The organism is Bacteroides sp. 224, from assembly GCF_010500995.1.
Lineage (GTDB): Bacteria > Bacteroidota > Bacteroidia > Bacteroidales > Bacteroidaceae > Bacteroides.
In genome coordinates, this window is sequence record NZ_QVMK01000011.1 from 1 (window position 1) to 16,711 (window position 16,711).

Genomic DNA, 16,711 nt, shown 5'->3' on the forward strand with positions numbered 1-16,711 from the left:
AAGACTAAGGAAAGTGTGCTCAGACAGACCGTTAGCCTTGTGGGTGGAAACCCCACACAAGGCTAACGGAGACATTTATAGGAGAAACTTACATAAAAAGAATGATTTATAAACGGGTTGAATAAAAAATAATTAATAAACACGGAGTCACAAAGATACAGAGAAAGAATATAAACTCTGTGTCTTTGTGACTCTGTGTTCATTTTATTTATAGAGGAAAATTATATAGATTATTTCATAAGTGGATGTTCATAATTAGTTCGTATAGGTTCGGAAATGATTGAATTTGAACCGCAGAGTTACGCAGATTAACGCAGAGGATTAAGTTTTATACAGCATTGTATTAAAAACTCTGCGTTAATCTGCGTAACTCTGCGGTTCAATATAACTCAAAATTAAATTCAAAACGATTTTTATAACGTCTCCTGCTTCAACTGTTCCACAAACTTATCTATCCGTTGCAATTCTCTCACTATATTAATTTTTTGCGGACACGTAGGCATACACTTCTTGCATCCTATGCAATGGTTTGCCTGGCGAAGCTTCGGCACACTGCGATCATACCCCACAAGGAAGGCACGACGCGCTTTCTTGTAGTTATCATCTTCCTTACTTTTGGGTGTGTTTCCTTCGTTTACACATTTATTATAGTGCAGAAGAACGGCAGGAATGTCGATACCATACGGGCAAGGCATGCAATATTTACAATCATTGCAGGGAATGGTTGGGTATTTAAGCATTAACTGTGCAGTTTCTTCCAGAAAATCTTTATCATCGTCGGTTAAAGGCACGAGTGGCGAGTACGTGCGGATGTTATCTTGCAAATGCTCCATGTACGTCATACCGCTTAACACCGTTAGCACATGCTCCGGAGAACCTGCAAAGCGGAAAGCCCAGGATGCCACACTACCTTCGGGGTTACGCTGCTTGAGGCGAGTGATAATGTGATCGGGCACCTTAGAAAGACGACCTCCCAGCAACGGCTCCATGATAATGGAAGGTATATCGCGTTTCGTTAATTCGCTATACAGATAATCTGCATTCACATTTCTGCCCGTAGCATGTTTCCAGTCTGCGTAATTAAGCTGAATTTGCACAAAGTCCCAATGTATCTCATCGTGCAGAGTTAGCAAATAGTCAAACCCCTCTATAGTGCCATGAAAGGAGAATCCAAGTTTACGGATACGACCCGCCTCGCGTTCTTTGAGCAGGAATTCCAGCAAACCATTATCTACATATCGCTGCTTAAAAGCCTCTGCACCTCCATTACCAAGAGAGTGTAGCAGGTAATAATCAATGTAGTCCGTCTGTAAATCTTCCATCGACTTACGGTACATAGCCAGACCACTTTCTCGCGAATGATCGCGGAAGTTAGATAGCTTGGTAGCAATAAATATCTTCTCGCGCGGATGACGTTTCAAGGCAATACCTGTTGCCTTTTCCGACAACCCCTGAACGTATACAGGCGATGTGTCGAAATAGTTTACACCGTGAGCAATGGCATAATCTACTAACTCGTTTACAGTCTCCTGATCAACGATGTCTCCCTTTCCATTCGGCGAAGGAATGGTAGGCCAACGCATACAGCCATAGCCCAGAAGAGACACTTTATCTTTTATCTTGGGGAAAGTACGGTAAGTCATTTTATCTGTAGGCACGGGGGCAGAAGCATTATAAGCTCCTCCCGGTTCTCCTTTCGGACTGCATCCATAAAGCGCAGCCGTAGTAGTGGCTGTGCTGATACCTACAATCTTTAAAAACTCTCTACGGTTTATATTTTTGTTTTTCATTTTGGGTTAGTTATGAGTTACAAGTTACGAGTTACAAGTTACGGGTTACGAGTTACGGGTTACAAGTTATGATTATAAGTTCAAGTTTTTACAATTCTGCATAGAACTCGTAACTGGTAACTCGTAACTGGTAACTGGTAACTGGTAACTCATAACTCATAACTCCTAAATTACACGATGCATTCTGTTTCCTTCCACGTAAATGGCACTGAATGGGCGAGACGGACATAAATTCTCACATGCTCCGCAGCCAATACAACGCTCTTCGTTTACTACGGGTATTTTGGGAGAATTTTTCTTATCAGCATCCAAAGGAACCATCAGTATGGCTTCTGCCGGGCAATGACGGGCACAGTTACCACATTCTACCTCGTCGGTTAGTACCACGCAATTTTGTTTAATAAATACGGCACGCCCAATTTGTATGGCCGATTTCTCGGCAGTGTCTATCGGCTTTATCGCTCCTGCAGGGCATACTTCCGAGCATTTGGTACATTCGGGGCGGCAATAACCTCGTTCGTAAGACATTTCGGGCTGCATCAGTGTCATTAAGTTGTTCGAAGGGCGCAAAACCTGATTCGGGCAAGCCGATACACACAATTGACAACCGGTACAATGTTGAGCCATATTGCGCAAACTCAAAGCCCCCGCAGGCACAATAGGGGTGGTACGTTTGGGTATTTTCTTGTCGACGATAACCGCCAGTCCGCCATCTCCCTTTTCCTGCGCTCTCAATAGAGAGGTAGTTGCCATTAAAGCGGCTACAGAAAGAAAATTGCGACGGGTTTCGTTTTGTGGCTCAGAAGATTCTGAGCTGCCAACTACTTCTGCCTCTACCTGCTTTGTTGGGGTTTTAGAATAGCGAAATTTATAGCCGATGGCATCACGGTTACACTTCTCAAGGCAATTTCCACAGGCCACACAACGACTGTTATCTACTTTATATTCTTTAAAATTGATGCAGGAGGCTTTGCAGTTTCGGGCGCAGAGGCTGCATTTGTTGCATTTATCCGCATCAATCCGAATCTGAAATAAGGAATAACGAGAAAGGAAACCAAGTGTTGTACCTACCGGGCAAATGGTGTTGCAGTACGTACGTCCGTTTCTCCAAGCCAGTATAATAAGTACAATGAATGTGCCAACGGTAATCAGGAATGTTGGTATACTTTTGATCCACACATCAGTTCGATAGAAAGCATAACTATCGGCACGTTCGGCCAGGTAAGCCAGGAAGTTGTTCCCCCATTGCCAAAGAGGGGCAAAGAGGTTGTTGGCTATACGTCCGTAAGCACTGTATGGCTCCAACAAAGCGGCAACAGAGCCTATACTGGCCACCAGTGCCACGATGAACAGAGCAAGCATTCCATAGCGCAACCACGAAAGAGCAGGCGAGTAAGAGTAAGGAAGTTTTTTGCCTCTTTTCCCCATGCGTGCAATCACGTCCTGAAATACACCCAACGGGCAAATAACCGAGCAATAAATACGACCAAATACCAAGGTTAGCAATACCAACCCCACAAAAATGCCTACATGTAATGCCAACAGTGCGGGTACAAATTGTATTTTTGCCAACCAGCCAAACCACCCGTGTAGGATTCCTGTAAAGTCGAGAAACAGCAAGGTAATCAGGGTAAAGCAAAGAATAGCTAAAGTTAATCTGATTTTTCGTAGCATATTTATATTGTTTTTTATATAATGAAGGCGAATTAGTAGGATATGTTTCAAATGTACATAAAAAGAATGATTTATAAACGAGTTGAATAAAAAATGATTAATGAACACAGAGGAAATATAGCTATTCCCCAACCTCTTATGGGGCTTCTGACCAGGTTTTTGATTTAACCTATTAACGCCAAAGAGTAGAGCCGTCAAGTATAAAGAGTACACGCGTCAAGTATAAAGAGTAGAGCCGTCAAGTTTGGCAACTTGATAGCTGTAGTTTTCGGGGTGATATGGGGTTATTCACCCATATTTACTCCTCTACGCGAAACCATAAATTATTAAAATATCGAACAAGTTCATTTTCTTCGTTTTGTATATACCATATAGGATCGCATTCATTTAATAGAACATCTATTTCTTCATCTGCTCCTCTTTCTTTAAATCCGATAGAACTTTGAGTGCCTAAATTTAGATACATTTCAGCTTTTAAATTCATTTTGCTGCAACGACCTATAAAGATATAACCTACATAAGTTTTGTTATTATACCAACTATATGAATTTCTTCCACGAGGAATCATATAAGTATCTTCGCGACTTACTATCTCGTCGTCTGTAATACTAAAACGTTTCCTTGTTGCTCGCGTAGATTTTAAGAACATGCACGTTGTATATGTATGTAAAGTATCTATACGGGGAGTTAAGGATAGAAAATGGTGAATCATCAATTGTTTTAATTCCATTTTATCTTTCGGTACATTTTCTATCAGAATATAATTATTAAATCCACGAGAATCACTGTGTATTTTCTCCTTGCTATCTACTAATGTAAAAATAGGTTCTTTCTTTTGGCATGAAAAAAGCATGCATAACAAAATCAATACTAATAGTTTTTTCATCATATTGTTCTCTCTAATTATCGTTGTGTTCTTTTGATGTTTTGTCACAAGAAATATTTGATTCTATTTTAGTTTTTCTTATACTTAACAATAAGCGTTCAACAGGGATGCATATTTCATTTGTTTCGTGGACTGGAGCAAACATTTGAACAAAAAACACCTTGCAGTATACTGGTTCTTTTATCTCGGAAAGCGTCCCTTTTATATTAAACATAACTCTGTAAGAATATAGTTTTCCTATTTGTTTCTCGAAATATACATCACCTGTCATTATGATAATATTTGCACATTTATTTTTTTCTCTACAATGTATATCTTGATAAGTAAAATTGGGCTTATCTGTGGCCACAAAAAACAACATATATTCATATCCTGGATTGAATAACTCTAAGTTTTTATCTGATAATATTTCTATAACACCTTCTTCTCTTATATCTATCTTATCATAATCATTGACATCAAGTATGGTTTCAGATAGTTTTATATTTGGTGTTTTTTTTAATCCTATATAAAAAGGAATTGAAGTAAATGTATATAAAAATATAAATAGAAAAATAGTGAAAAGACTAAGTGATAATCTGTACTTTTTCATCAACAGACATAATATTGATATTGCAATATTCACAATGAGTATAATCAATATTAATAAAAACATTACTTCGAATTTTTAATGGATTCTTTTAAACATCCCCTTTGGATTCATCCCAATTATCATCATAGACCATTAGTAAGAGGCCTAAAATTAGGTAAACAAAGACATCCAGAGTGATGATTGCTGTACCGAGGAGAATATGTTTGGGGCATATTTTCATTTCAAACTCATCTATTTATCAAATATAGCTGATTTTCAACCAACAGTCTATTTCCAGTGTTTCGGTGGTGTATGGTTTAGCATAACCGTCTTCAACTACTATTCCTTTTATCGAAATATGAACACTTTCGTTGTGAATATCAATTATTTTCAACTGGTATTTGACAAAAGGCTCATGTTCGTAAAGATAAAATGTATCCTCTCGTTCATCGGATTCTTCAATGGTTGAAACCGTTACTTCCATTCCAATGAGTTCACTAATGTCGTTTTTTTCTGTTTCAAACCAGCGAATATCAATAGAAGGTGCATGCTCTTCGTTGTGATATTCTTTATCCTTTGTAGAAATATCCAGAGAAAATTGTATCAAATCATTTTCTCTATCAATATAAAAGCATGATTCGCTTTCGTCTATTTCAAAATCAGTTGAACCAAGTTTAAACATCATATTTTCAGTGTTATTATTTGAAGGTTATATATTTCTTCGGATATTATGCTTCATAACGTCATCCTTCTTTTTACCAGATTCTCAATAAATTCCTGATAGTTCTTATTTTCATTCTTTATATGTGGGAATCCGCCCCAGTCAAAGCAGAGGCGTAGATAGTCAATGAAATATAAATCACCGTATGGAGTGTTAAGCAGTCGGCTGTCGATTTGAGGTTCTCGAGTTATTTCGATTCCATAGGGCATCCCGCCGCTTACGTTGTCTTTATGGTAATAATCGGGGGAGATTTCAAGGTAAAGCGGAGAATCGTCTTCCTCCTCATCCCATTCGCGCGCTTCTGCCAGTACGATGATTTCGTCGATGTCGGCTATATATAGAGAGTCGGCGTATTGATAGGGTAATTTTGACTTCCACGAGGGGATGAAATTGACACTTCCTGCGTATCGGAGGAAAAACTCTAGTGACAGGGGGAGATAGCCGTAGGGTTTGATAAGGTTTTTCAGTGTTTCTATTTTACTTTCGATTTCCGCATCGGGTTCTTTTACTGAGGTTTCGGAGTTGAATTGATATCCACAGGCTTGCAATTGTCCGAAAATGATATTAATATTGATCTTTGCCATGCGTATGGTTTCTTTCAGTACTGCATGGATGTCTTTGAGAGGGAGTATGGCTTTGGATAAGTTATTGTTTGCCATAAGTTCTTCCCAGATTTCGGCTTGCCGTCCGTCCCGATACTCAAAGAGGTAATAATTGATTTGATTTAATCCTTCCAGAAATTCGGTGAAGCTGGCGCAATGGTATTCCCAATCGCCTTTGTGCAGGTTGTATTCTCCTTTTACATATTTGGGTACACGTACAAAGATTTGTCCGTAGTATTCTTCGCTAAGATCGATGCAAAATACATCTTCAATCTCTATGACGGCAAAGGGTATTTTTGTTCCATAGTTGAATCCTATATTATCAAACTCTTGCAGTTTCTTTTCAATGGTATCTTCTCCATAGGTTATGGGGAGGAATGATTCAAAGGGGTAGTTGATTTCTACTCCTGAACTCCAGTTCATATTCGGATAGCCGCCATTGTGTTTTTTGTAATGTGCCACGAAGTCTTCGGGAAGCTTGGCTCCTAAACGGTTCTCTAAGTTGGTGATATCTTGATCGGCCAATACTTGCTCGCATTTTCTGAAAGTTATTTTTTTCATTTAAATGGTGTGTTTGTTGGGTTTTTCATTGGCTCAAAGATAGTAATTATTTGATAAAATAGTATGCCACTCACAGCTAAACCAACGACACAAGATTCCACCCAACAACATATTGTTGAATGGTATCGAACTAATTCTCCATAAAGTTTTCAACCTCATAGGTTTTAATCAAATCCAGGATGAGGTACTCAGGCATCTGGTCACTACCCGCCTTTCCCAACCTATGAGTAAAGCAGCCACAGTGGATTATCTAAAATCTCATTTTGACCAGGATATACAGCTCCACAAGATATATCGTTACTTGGATAAGTTGGGCAACACTCAACAAGACCTCATTCAGCAAATCAGCGTAGAACATACCCGTAAGATTTTGGGCGGTAATATTGGTTTGGTGTTTTACGATGTGACTACCCTTTACTTTGAATCAGACTATACTGATGGTTTTCGTGAAACAGGTTTTTCTAAGGACGGTAAACATAGCCAACCACAGTGTGCTTGGTTTATTAGTTAGTGGTGGAGGGTATCCACTTTCATACTCTCTATTCAACGGTTCCCAATACGAAGGCAGAACCATGATGCCTATCATAGAAGATTTTGTTCACAGGTTCGATTTGGAGGATTTCGTTGTTGTTGCCGATTCCGGTTTGATGAATAAATCCAATCTGGAGCTTTTAGAGCAGAGCGGTTATAACTATATTATTGGTGCCAGAATAAAGAATGAGACTGATGAGGTAAAGCAATGGGTCTTTTCATTAGAGAAAGTTGATGGTGTGTTTTATGAGCACTTCAAAGGGGAAAGGAGATTAATCGTTTGTTATTCGGAGAAACGGGCAAAAAAGGATTATTACAACAGGCAGAAAGGAATCAGGCGTTTACAAAAGGCGTATAAGAATGGCAGTATAACAAAAGAGAACATCAATAAACGAGGATATAACAAGTTCTTAGACATCTCCGATGATGTGAAAGTAACTATTAATTCAGAAAAGATAGGCATGGATGAAAAGTGGGATGGCTTAAAGAGGTATATCACTAACACCAATCTTGCTCCGAAAGACGTTTATGCACAATATAATGAACTTTGGGTTGTGGAACGCGCTTTTCGTGTCACAAAGGGCACGCTTGAGGTCAGACCAATGTTTCATTTCAATCCTGTGAGGATAGAAGCACATGTCTGTATTTGCTTTGTGGCGTATAAAGTATATAAGGAACTGGAACGAATAATACGCCTAAAGCAAATCAATCTTAGCATAGACAAAGTATTGAGCATCGCCAGAACCATAACAACCATAAAAATTAATCTACCTACAAGTGGAAAGGTGATGAGTAAGACCATGATTTTGACGGAACAACAGAGAAGCATTGCCAGCCTTTTCGATGAAAAATTTTGGGAGAATTTATAGGGTGTCCCAGTGTCAAAGTCAGGAAAATATACTTAATCTATCCAGTGGTGATATTTCAAATTTATCAGCATCAATTGTTTCATTCCTAAATTTTCCCAAAGTATAAATTCGATAAAAAACAGTATTTTTGGATAAATTTATAGATTCCAAGCTTACTCAGTGATTAGGGATAGAAAAGATGTCTTTTTTATGATTGTGTTAGCATTAGCACCTAATCCTCATAAAAATCACAATTTTCACATTGTTTATAAATATATGTAATGATGAATTTTTTGCAGACTAAATTTTTAGGTATATCATCAGCTATGTTAAATTCCCAATCAGTCCACTTCAACAACAATTGATATTTAGAAATATCATACTCTGTTAAATACAATGTGTCATTCAATATTTTTATATTAAATTCCACAGTTGGGCTGTTCCTAACCAATTCTTTGTACAAAAAACGATCGTTGTCTAAGATATAAGAGATTGGATAATCAAAACTGGATTTATCTTTGGTATAAGCTTTACCATTCTCGTATGTGTGAAATTTGTATACTGTTTTTGCTTTCAATTTGGAAATCCAATCATCCAATACTTTAAATGTTAGAGAGTCAATCATCTCATAATTAGATTCTACCTCTGCTATAATATCTATATTCTCCCAACATCCAAGAATTTTTTTTGAATAGTCAATTTGAGATTGTGCAACTTGATTTTGCCCAAAGGAATAAGAAGATAATGATAATAGTATAAAAAGTAAATAACACTTCATTTTATATAGATTATTCAGAAACCGTTTTGATTTAATAAAAACATTTATCAGTAGGTAGTTTTTCTGTTTTAGTATCTTATTTGTAAGTACCACATTACTTAAATAAGATGCACCAAAAAGCTTACTCAACTGACCTGACTGATAAACAGTGGCAAGTTATATAAAAATGAGTAAATTCGGAAGCACGTAGACGAAAACATTCTTTACACTCTATCTAAGATGCGATATTTTATACTATTATTATCGCAAATAACACATCATTACTGATACATATATCAAAAAAAGCGGCCCCATCCGGAACCGCTTCTTTATACTATTTGATAAGTGAACTATTACATCAAGAATCCGAGTAAGATACCCGCAGCCACAGCTGAGCCGATTACACCTGCTACGTTCGGACCCATTGCATGCATCAACAAGTAGTTAGTTGGGTCATATTCCAAGCCAATTACTTGTGAGATACGCGCGGAGTCGGGCACAGCAGATACACCGGCATTACCGATAAGCGGATTAATCTGATTGTTTTTACCCAGGAACAAGTTGAAGAACTTCACGAACAACACCCCTGAAGCAGTGGCGATTACGAATGAAGCAGCTCCCAAACCGAAGATCAAAATAGAATCTAAAGTTAAGAACTGAGATGCCTGAGTAGAAGCACCCACTGTTAATCCTAACAGAATGGTGATGGTATCGATCAGCGGACCGCTGGCAGTGGTTGCCAAACGACGGGTTACGCCACTTTCTTTCAACAGGTTACCGAAGAACAGCATACCCAACAGCGGAAGACCGGAAGGCACCAGGAAGCAAGTGAGCAACATACCGATAATCGGGAACATTACTTTTTCTGTATGAGATACCACGCGGGGAGGTTTCATACGGATCAATCTTTCTTTGTTGTTGGTAAGCAAACGCATGATAGGAGGCTGAATCACAGGTACCAATGCCATATAAGAGTAGGCCGATACTGCGATAGCACCCATCAGGTTAGGAGCCAGTTTAGAAGAAAGGAAGATAGCCGTAGGACCATCAGCACCACCGATGATACCGATTGCCCCTGCCTGGTTAGGTTCAAAACCAATTAATAAGGCAATGATGTATGCTCCGAAGATACCGAATTGTGCAGCCGCACCAATCAGCATCAGTTTAGGGTTAGATATCAATGCCGAGAAGTCCGTCATGGCCCCAATACCCAGGAATATGAGTGGCGGATACCAGCCGGAAGTTACACCCTGATAAAGGATATTCAATACAGAGCCTTCTTCGTAGATACCTACCTGAAGCCCGGCATCCAGATTGAAGGGGATGTTACCGATAAGCATACCGAAACCAATAGGAATCAGCAACATAGGCTCAAATTCTTTGGCTACTGCCAAATAGATAAATAGAAGCCCTACCAGGATCATGATGATATGCTGGTATGTAGCATTCGCAAAACCAGTATAATCCCAGAAAGCAACTAAGTTATCTCCTAAAAACGATAAAAACTCTCCCATAATTATTCAATGATTATGAGGTCTGTACCTTCAAGAACAGAATCTCCGCTTTTAACATTAATAGCTGCTACTTTACCATCTTTGTGCGCGTTGATGTTGTTTTCCATCTTCATGGCTTCGAGGATAAGTACAGTTTGTCCTTTCTTCACTTCGTCTCCTTCTTTCACTTTGATATCGAGGATTACACCCGGAAGTGGAGATTTTACACCATCTTTTTTCGCTGCTTTCGGAGCGCTGGCTACCACTGGGGCACCGCTGCCTGTTTTCGGAGCAGAAGCCGGACGTTTAATCACTTTAGGAGCAGCAGGGGCAGGTTTGTCGAGTTCCACTTTATAAGGAGTTCCGTTTACCTCTACATGAGCGATATTATCTTCAACGTCTTTAATTACTACGTTGTAAGGGTTACCGTTGATTTTATATTTATATTCTTTCATTGTTATTTTCATTTATGATTCGTATCTCTCTGTTCCCTCTCCTTGGGAAAGGGTTAGGGAGAGGCTGTTATTTTCTTGGATTTTCGCGTAAAGTATAAATCTTCGAACTCCAGGGCGAGTAGGTACGTTTCACTTTATTGATGGTGATAATCATATCTTCAATATCGTGAACATCATCGAAGTACTCGTGCATAGCCATCGAGATAGCGGCAAATTCTTCTCCGGAGCGTTTTCCGAAGCCTTGTTCTTTCGCCTCTTCTTTATTTGTAATGCCATGTGCTTTCATTGCATTACGTTTACCCAGTTTAACGGAGATGTTACCCACGAGTTTAAACGATAGAAACAATAGAATTAAACCGGTAAACACAACGGTCATTGCCGTAAGAGCCATACCGAATCCGCCTGCGTCGTGTTCTTTGAACTTTTCTATCTTCTCGTTCTTGTCCAGCGTCAGGTTGTTGGTGCTTGGAGTTACATAGCTATTGCCACCTCCTTTTTGCATCCACTCTTTGCTACCATCTTCTACGCGTGCCCAAGAATGATCGGCAATTTGTCCGGCCGGAATGATAACTTCATCAATCAGCGTTTTACCATTCGAATCATACAATGCGATATAATTCTCTTTTGTGGGGTCTAACGTAAAGTTTACGTGGAATGTTCCCCGGCTGGGTTGTCCATCTGCCCAGAATAATGTGTGCTGACGTGGTTTGATGAGCGTCATCACATCTCCCTTAGGTATCGGATATTTTTTTGGATTGTCTTTATCATTCGTTAAATAGCAACCACCCATATTTACAGAAGCAAAAGAGGTGTTGAAGATTTCAATCCAAGCATTATGCAATCCGTAGTCGTCTTGATAGTTTTCTTCGTTGACTACCAGAATCTCATTAATGCGAAGACTTTTGGCACCTTGTGCCTGTATGTTCAGGCAAACGGCTGCTATTAACAAGATAAATATCCCAAGTTTTCTTTTATTCATAACTTCTTTTTAGTTTATAGTTCTGGAGTTTTTAGTTTATAGTTTTGGAGCTTTTTTCAACTTCAAACTATAAACTTATTAACTTCAAACTTAAATTTATAATGGAATATTACCGTGCTTTTTAGCCGGATTCAATAGTTTCTTGGTTTGCAACTGTTGTAGGGCGCGAATGATGCGGAAACGAGTGTTTCTTGGCTCAATTACATCATCAATATAGCCATACTTCGCTGCATTGTATGGATTGGCAAACAGTTTGGTGTATTCTGCTTCTTTTTCTGCCATGAATGCTGCCGGGTCTGGCGATTCTGCCGCACCTTTGGCATACAATACTTCTACAGCACCTGCACCACCCATTACGGCAATTTCCGAAGTAGGCCATGCGTAGTTCATATCACCACGAAGTTGTTTACAGCTCATCACAATGTGCGAACCACCGTAAGACTTACGCAGGGTAACTGTTACCTTAGGCACAGTAGCTTCGCCGTAAGCGTAAAGCAATTTGGCACCATGAAGAATTACACCGTTGTACTCTTGTCCGGTACCCGGAAGGAATCCCGGCACGTCTACCAATGTTACTAAAGGAATGTTGAATGCGTCGCAAAAACGTACAAAACGAGCGGCTTTGCGAGAAGCATTGCTATCTAACACACCGGCAAGGTATTTGGGCTGATTGGCTACCACACCTACCGATTGTCCGTTGAAACGAGCAAAACCGATGATGATGTTTTTAGCGTAATCTTGTTGTACTTCAAGGAATTCGCCATTGTCGACGATAGCACCTATTACCTCGTACATATCGTAAGGTTTGTTGGGACTGTCGGGGATGATTTCGTTCAATGAATCTTCTATACGATCGATAGGATCGGTACAGTTGAGTAGTGGAGCCTCTTCGAGGTTATTTTGTGGAAGGAAGCTGAGTAGGCGACGAATGGTAGCCAAGCCTTCTTCTTCGGTAGCAGCAGTAAAGTGAGTTACCCCCGATTTGCTGGCGTGTACGCTTGCGCCACCTAATTCTTCTTGGGTTACATCTTCGCCGGTTACTGTTTTTACTACTTTGGGTCCGGTAAGGAACATGTAAGAAGTACCTTCTGTCATCAGCGTAAAGTCTGTGAGGGCAGGAGAGTATACCGCACCACCGGCACAAGGACCAAAGATTCCCGAAATTTGCGGAATAACACCCGAAGCCATGATGTTACGTTGGAAAATCTCGGCATATCCTGCCAGCGCGTTGATACCTTCTTGAATACGAGCACCACCCGAGTCGTTGATACCGATACAAGGTGCACCCATTTTCATGGCCATATCCATTACTTTACAGATTTTCAGCGACATGGTTTCCGACAGCGAACCTCCAAATACGGTAAAGTCTTGAGCGAAAACATATACCAGTCTTCCTTCGATGGTTCCGTATCCGGTCACTACACCATCTCCCAGGAAATGTTTTTTCTCTTGTCCGAAGTTGGTGCATCTGTGTTCTACAAACATATCCAATTCTTCGAAGCTTCCTTCGTCCAGCAATTGGGCGATACGTTCGCGAGCTGTATACTTGCCTTTGGCATGTTGTTTTTCAATCGCTTTTTCGCCACCACCTATACGGGCTTTAGCGCGAAGTTCAATAAGCTCTCTTACCTTTTCAAGTTGGTTACTCATGATTTGATTAATGTTTAATTTTTATTTTTTAATGTTTAATTTCTATGATTGCTTTTTTCTTATGTCGTTTTCTTTTAGGGAGAATTCAACATTCAACATTTAAAATTCAACATTCAACATTGTATTCAGGCTTCACATAGTTCAGTCAATACTCCTTGTGTTGATTTCGGATGAAGGAAAGCAATGCTCAAGCCTTCTGCACCTTTGCGGGGGGCTTTATCGATCAGGCGAATTCCTTTTTCTTCGGCTTCGGCTAAGGCGTTGGCTACACCATCTTCTACGGCAAAAGCAATATGGTGCACTCCTTGTCCTTTGTTTTCGATGAACTTAGCGATGGTGCTGTCGGGACTGGTTGCTTCCAATAGTTCGATTTTAGTGTTTCCTACCTTTAGAAAAGCTGTTTTCACTTTTTGATCTTCTACAGTTTCGATGTTGTAGCACTTTAACCCTAAAACATTTTCGTAGTAAGGAAGAGCTTCTTCGATGCTGTTCACTGCGATGCCTAAATGCTCAATGTGTGAAATCTTCATAATAGAATTGTTTTAATCAATATTATAATGTGAGTTTTTAATGCAAAAAACTGCACAAAGAAAGTAAGAAAAAGCTGAATGGAGAAATATTTCCTCAATTAAGTTCTCGCGTATTATCAAATAATAACAGCGATTTGGAGGAATAGGCGGGGCTGCGGAAACTGCTGCTTTTTCTGTGGTTTATCGGGCTACGAATAAATCTTCCTCATCAAGTTATTAATCCACTTCCAGCGGATGAAGAACCATCGGCGGGTGCTGCTTTGTTTGCCGCCAAAATGCAGCACGAAGCTGCGAAAGCCATGCTTCTTGAAGGGTAGTCCTACGTCCATAAATTCGAGGTGGCGGTATTTTCTTTTTTTGGCATCTACCAAGGCGGCCCATACGGCAAGTACACCGGGGTATTGGGTTACGTATGATTTCGTCATTCCGCCCGAGAACCATAAGTAAGCATTCTGCCCGGAGTAGAGGCAGGTGGAGCCTCCGATGATTTTTCCTTTGTACTTTACTATAAATATTTTGGCCAGTCCTTTGCTGATCAGCCATTCGTCGGTTAGTTTAAAGAAGTTGCGCGAGGGGAAGTAGCGTCTGATTCGCGAGGAATATATTTTATGAAGCATACGCGAGAATTCTTGAATTTCCTCCGGAGAAGTGGCTTCGCTTATTTCGGCACCATTCGTTAATCCTTTTTTTATTTGTCTGATGCGCGATGCACTGAAGTACTCCTCTACGTGCTCTATGCTGTGGAGCGAGTTTCTGACTCTAAGCCAGTTGATGGCAAAATAATGGTTTAGCCTGAAATACTTGTGTCCGTCTAATGCATGCTCTAAATTACGGAATTCAATGATGAAGGAATGTCGCAGAGCATCTTTGGTGAGGTGAGAGAGAATTTCGCCAAAAATCAATTCTTTGTCTGCCGTTTCGTCCAGATATTCTCCAATGCCATACACTTCGCATCTTTTTCCTAAGAAGGGGAGTATATGGGTCTGTTTGCGCAAATTAGCCAGAAGCTTAGCCACAGGTTTGTCATCGTACGAAGCTACAATAAGTATAGGTGTGAATTCGGCGGCTTCGTATAAAAGAAATAAATCTTTGGAATGAAAAATATTACATCCCGGAAGGTCTTCCGGGATGTCTTTTCCGCGATAATATGATGTTAATTTCAGTGGCATTATCGCAAAGTTACGTTTTTTCTTTAAGCTTTACTTTTTTCCAGCCTCTTTTTTTCTTTTTCAGCCTTTTTCGCTTTTTTGAATTCGGCAGGTGATACGCCGATTACTTCCTTAAAAGTTTTGTAGAAAGTTGATTTACTGGTAAATCCGGCTTCTTTGTAAAAACCAAGTACGAAACGTGGGCTAATTCTCGGCTCAGAGAGTACGCGCACGGCTTCTTTCAGTCTGAAGCCATTTACGTATGTACTGAAGTTTTTGCCGGTCACATCGTTAATAGCTCTGGACAGTCTGTTGCGAGGAACATTCATGCGATCTGCAAGAGAATTAAGCGAGAGTTCCGGATCTTTGTACAGCTTGTGGTTTGTCATAAGGTTGCGAACTTCTGCAACGAGTTCTTTGTCAGATATAGTTCTCATAAGCGATTAATTGTAAAAATTGATAAATAAGCTTTTGCAAAGCTAAATAAATATTTTATATAATGTGCGTTTTGAGAAAGAAAATGCGTTTTTTTCCGAAAAAGAAAAAACGGGCTATTCCTCACGGAATTCCCGTTTCACCTTCACTTTAGCAATTTTTGGATTACTTACCTTTTCGCTACAAGATACCTTGTTTCCGGAGAAACATACAAGAGTAATGGTGAGAGAGAGTACCATGCTCTTTAGGTAGATTCCTGTAGGTTAGCTCAAGATATGCAGATGAACAACGATTAATCAAGCAATAAAAGACTTCTTTACATAGCTTGAGCTATAGGGTTTCAACCAATGAAGAAACAGTAAATTTTGTCATAGTTCATTCTAATGTTAGGTCAATCATTCATAACTAAGGTTAACATTACAAATGTACCTGTTTAAGATTCCTTTACAAAGAATATGCGACTGTATTTTTGGGGTCTTTTACGGATAAAGAATACGATATTTCTTATCTTTGCAAATGCTTGATAAAAATTATACTCAATATGAATAATTTTGATGAATTAATTAAAAAACGTCGCAGCACACGCAAGTTTACAAAGCAAGAACTTTCGCAAGAAGAAGTGGTTTTGCTTTTAAAGGCTGCCCTGATGTCGCCAACCTCGAAAAGAACCAATGCATGGCAATTTATTGTGGTGGATGACAAAGAAACGTTGCAGAAGTTGGCTCATTGCAAAGAGCATAGCGCCTCGTTTATTGCCGATGCTGCTTTGGCTATTGTGGTAACAGCCGATCCGCTGGTAAGTGATGTGTGGATAGAAGATGCTTCCATAGCCTCTATCATGATACAGTTGCAAGCCGAAGATATGGGATTGGGTAGCTGCTGGGTGCAAGTACGCGAGCGATTTACTGCTTCGGGTATTTCTGCCGATGAGTATGTGCATAATTTGCTTGAGCTTCCGTTGCAGTTGCAAGTGCTGTCTGTTATCGCTATCGGACATAAAGAGGTGGAGCGTAAGCCTTTTAACGAAGAGCATTTGCAATGGGAAAAGATACATATTAATAAGTATGGTGGACAATAATT

At 39.7% G+C, this 16,711-nt stretch carries 17 protein-coding genes; 3 read left to right on the forward strand and 14 right to left on the reverse strand.

The window, feature by feature from the left end:
• Window positions 1-413: 413 nt before the first annotated feature.
• The 6 genes from D0T60_RS07045 to D0T60_RS07070 all read right to left on the reverse strand — a co-directional run bounded on the left by D0T60_RS07045 (window position 414) and on the right by D0T60_RS07070 (window position 6,805).
• Entirely contained in the window at window positions 414-1,790 is a 1,377-nt protein-coding gene (locus tag D0T60_RS07045) for an aldo/keto reductase (protein WP_163217454.1), read from the reverse strand.
• A 165-nt stretch (window positions 1,791-1,955) separates the two neighbouring features.
• Complete coding sequence (locus D0T60_RS07050) at window positions 1,956-3,464, reverse strand: 4Fe-4S binding protein (RefSeq protein WP_163217455.1); 1,509 nt, start codon at window positions 3,462-3,464, stop codon at window positions 1,956-1,958.
• Window positions 3,465-3,762: 298 nt separating this feature from the next.
• Window positions 3,763-4,353, reverse strand: coding sequence for a hypothetical protein (locus tag D0T60_RS07055; RefSeq protein WP_163217456.1), 591 nt, complete (start codon window positions 4,351-4,353; stop codon window positions 3,763-3,765).
• A gap of 10 nt (window positions 4,354-4,363) precedes the next feature.
• Window positions 4,364-4,942 carry a hypothetical protein gene (locus D0T60_RS07060; protein ID WP_163217457.1) on the reverse strand — a complete coding sequence of 193 codons (579 nt, stop codon included), beginning with the start codon at window positions 4,940-4,942 and terminating at the stop codon, window positions 4,364-4,366.
• A gap of 238 nt (window positions 4,943-5,180) precedes the next feature.
• A complete protein-coding gene (locus D0T60_RS07065; RefSeq protein ID WP_163217458.1) occupies window positions 5,181-5,606 on the reverse strand; it encodes a hypothetical protein in 426 nt (141 codons plus the stop codon).
• A gap of 50 nt (window positions 5,607-5,656) precedes the next feature.
• Window positions 5,657-6,805: an SMI1/KNR4 family protein gene (locus D0T60_RS07070; protein ID WP_163217459.1), complete on the reverse strand. Its 1,149-nt coding sequence runs from the start codon at window positions 6,803-6,805 to the stop codon at window positions 5,657-5,659.
• Between the two features lie 115 nt (window positions 6,806-6,920).
• Between D0T60_RS07070 and D0T60_RS18800 the strand changes: the two genes are divergently transcribed.
• Together D0T60_RS18800 and D0T60_RS07075 are read left to right on the forward strand one after the other, a co-directional pair.
• The gene (locus D0T60_RS18800) at window positions 6,921-7,316 is read left to right on the forward strand and encodes a hypothetical protein (RefSeq protein WP_239059514.1); all 396 of its coding nucleotides are present in this window, start codon (window positions 6,921-6,923) and stop codon (window positions 7,314-7,316) included.
• On the forward strand, window positions 7,297-8,205 hold the full coding sequence (locus D0T60_RS07075) for a transposase (protein ID WP_370524399.1): 909 nt from the start codon (window positions 7,297-7,299) through the stop codon (window positions 8,203-8,205). Before D0T60_RS18800 ends, D0T60_RS07075 begins: the two co-directional genes overlap by 20 nt.
• A gap of 211 nt (window positions 8,206-8,416) precedes the next feature.
• Here D0T60_RS07075 and D0T60_RS07080 read toward each other — a convergent pair whose 3' ends face one another.
• The 8 genes from D0T60_RS07080 to D0T60_RS07115 all read right to left on the reverse strand — a co-directional run bounded on the left by D0T60_RS07080 (window position 8,417) and on the right by D0T60_RS07115 (window position 15,633).
• Entirely contained in the window at window positions 8,417-8,962 is a 546-nt protein-coding gene (locus D0T60_RS07080) for a hypothetical protein (protein WP_163217460.1), read from the reverse strand.
• Between the two features lie 332 nt (window positions 8,963-9,294).
• Window positions 9,295-10,455, reverse strand: a complete 1,161-nt coding sequence (locus tag D0T60_RS07085) for a sodium ion-translocating decarboxylase subunit beta (protein ID WP_163217461.1) — start codon at window positions 10,453-10,455, stop codon at window positions 9,295-9,297.
• 2 nt (window positions 10,456-10,457) lie between these two features.
• Window positions 10,458-10,889, reverse strand: a complete 432-nt coding sequence (locus D0T60_RS07090; protein WP_163217462.1) for a biotin/lipoyl-containing protein — start codon at window positions 10,887-10,889, stop codon at window positions 10,458-10,460.
• A gap of 67 nt (window positions 10,890-10,956) precedes the next feature.
• A complete protein-coding gene (locus D0T60_RS07095) occupies window positions 10,957-11,868 on the reverse strand; it encodes an OadG family transporter subunit (protein WP_163217463.1) in 912 nt (303 codons plus the stop codon).
• A gap of 96 nt (window positions 11,869-11,964) precedes the next feature.
• Window positions 11,965-13,518, reverse strand: coding sequence for an acyl-CoA carboxylase subunit beta (locus D0T60_RS07100; protein ID WP_163217464.1), 1,554 nt, complete (start codon window positions 13,516-13,518; stop codon window positions 11,965-11,967).
• Between the two features lie 125 nt (window positions 13,519-13,643).
• On the reverse strand, window positions 13,644-14,048 hold the full coding sequence (gene mce / locus D0T60_RS07105) for a methylmalonyl-CoA epimerase (RefSeq protein ID WP_163217465.1): 405 nt from the start codon (window positions 14,046-14,048) through the stop codon (window positions 13,644-13,646).
• A gap of 188 nt (window positions 14,049-14,236) precedes the next feature.
• Window positions 14,237-15,217, reverse strand: a complete 981-nt coding sequence (locus D0T60_RS07110; protein WP_163217466.1) for a GNAT family N-acetyltransferase — start codon at window positions 15,215-15,217, stop codon at window positions 14,237-14,239.
• Between the two features lie 23 nt (window positions 15,218-15,240).
• Window positions 15,241-15,633 (reverse strand): AraC family transcriptional regulator, encoded by a 393-nt coding sequence (locus tag D0T60_RS07115; RefSeq protein ID WP_163217467.1) that lies wholly within the window; start codon window positions 15,631-15,633, stop codon window positions 15,241-15,243.
• A gap of 539 nt (window positions 15,634-16,172) precedes the next feature.
• On the opposite strand from D0T60_RS07115, the gene D0T60_RS07120 reads away from it, so the two are divergent.
• A complete protein-coding gene (locus tag D0T60_RS07120) occupies window positions 16,173-16,709 on the forward strand; it encodes a nitroreductase family protein (RefSeq protein WP_163217468.1) in 537 nt (178 codons plus the stop codon).
• The last annotated feature ends 2 nt before the right edge of the window (window positions 16,710-16,711 follow it).

Coding starts and splice junctions, on each gene's coding strand:
- D0T60_RS07080 (WP_163217460.1), bottom strand. CDS start 8,962: ATGAAGTGTTATTTACTTTTTATACTATTATCATTATCTTCTTATTCC.
- D0T60_RS07085 (WP_163217461.1), bottom strand. CDS start 10,455: ATGGGAGAGTTTTTATCGTTTTTAGGAGATAACTTAGTTGCTTTCTGG.
- D0T60_RS07115 (WP_163217467.1), bottom strand. CDS start 15,633: ATGAGAACTATATCTGACAAAGAACTCGTTGCAGAAGTTCGCAACCTT.
- D0T60_RS07100 (WP_163217464.1), bottom strand. CDS start 13,518: ATGAGTAACCAACTTGAAAAGGTAAGAGAGCTTATTGAACTTCGCGCT.
- D0T60_RS07120 (WP_163217468.1), top strand. CDS start 16,173: ATGAATAATTTTGATGAATTAATTAAAAAACGTCGCAGCACACGCAAG.
- D0T60_RS07095 (WP_163217463.1), bottom strand. CDS start 11,868: ATGAATAAAAGAAAACTTGGGATATTTATCTTGTTAATAGCAGCCGTT.
- mce (WP_163217465.1), bottom strand. CDS start 14,048: ATGAAGATTTCACACATTGAGCATTTAGGCATCGCAGTGAACAGCATC.
- D0T60_RS07050 (WP_163217455.1), bottom strand. CDS start 3,464: ATGCTACGAAAAATCAGATTAACTTTAGCTATTCTTTGCTTTACCCTG.
- D0T60_RS07110 (WP_163217466.1), bottom strand. CDS start 15,217: ATGCCACTGAAATTAACATCATATTATCGCGGAAAAGACATCCCGGAA.
- D0T60_RS07070 (WP_163217459.1), bottom strand. CDS start 6,805: ATGAAAAAAATAACTTTCAGAAAATGCGAGCAAGTATTGGCCGATCAA.
- D0T60_RS07055 (WP_163217456.1), bottom strand. CDS start 4,353: ATGATGAAAAAACTATTAGTATTGATTTTGTTATGCATGCTTTTTTCA.
- D0T60_RS07060 (WP_163217457.1), bottom strand. CDS start 4,942: ATGAAAAAGTACAGATTATCACTTAGTCTTTTCACTATTTTTCTATTT.
- D0T60_RS07090 (WP_163217462.1), bottom strand. CDS start 10,889: ATGAAAGAATATAAATATAAAATCAACGGTAACCCTTACAACGTAGTA.
- D0T60_RS07045 (WP_163217454.1), bottom strand. CDS start 1,790: ATGAAAAACAAAAATATAAACCGTAGAGAGTTTTTAAAGATTGTAGGT.
- D0T60_RS07065 (WP_163217458.1), bottom strand. CDS start 5,606: ATGATGTTTAAACTTGGTTCAACTGATTTTGAAATAGACGAAAGCGAA.